This is a genomic window from Paraburkholderia sp. SIMBA_030 (assembly GCF_046535245.1).
Classification (GTDB): domain Bacteria; phylum Pseudomonadota; class Gammaproteobacteria; order Burkholderiales; family Burkholderiaceae; genus Paraburkholderia.
This window is the reverse complement of sequence record NZ_JAWRXB010001182.1, coordinates 1-251: the sequence shown is the minus strand read 5'-3', so window position 1 is coordinate 251 and position 251 is coordinate 1. Positions and strand designations below refer to the sequence as shown.

Genomic DNA, 251 nt, shown 5'->3' with positions numbered 1-251 from the left:
CGGTGCCGTGGCGGCCGGCGTGCGGCGGTGTGGCCGATCGGGGCGTTCATCGCACGCCGCCTGCTTTCGGTGCCGGCGGCGGTCGCGGCCACCGCGTGTGCGATCGCCATCCCCGCCCATGCCGACGGTGCGGCCGACGCGACGCTCGCGCGACAGCACTGGGTGCTCAACTGCATGGGCTGCCACACGGCGACAGGCGGCGGCATTCCGGGCAAGGTGCCGCCGCTTGCGAACTCGCCCGGTTATCTCAC

Annotated in this window: 1 protein-coding gene; it reads left to right on the top strand. The window is 74.1% G+C overall.

The window, feature by feature from the left end:
• Window positions 1–27: 27 nt before the first annotated feature.
• On the top strand, window positions 28–251 hold a 224-nt coding region (locus SB772_RS43760), incomplete at its 3' end, for a c-type cytochrome (RefSeq protein WP_410838998.1).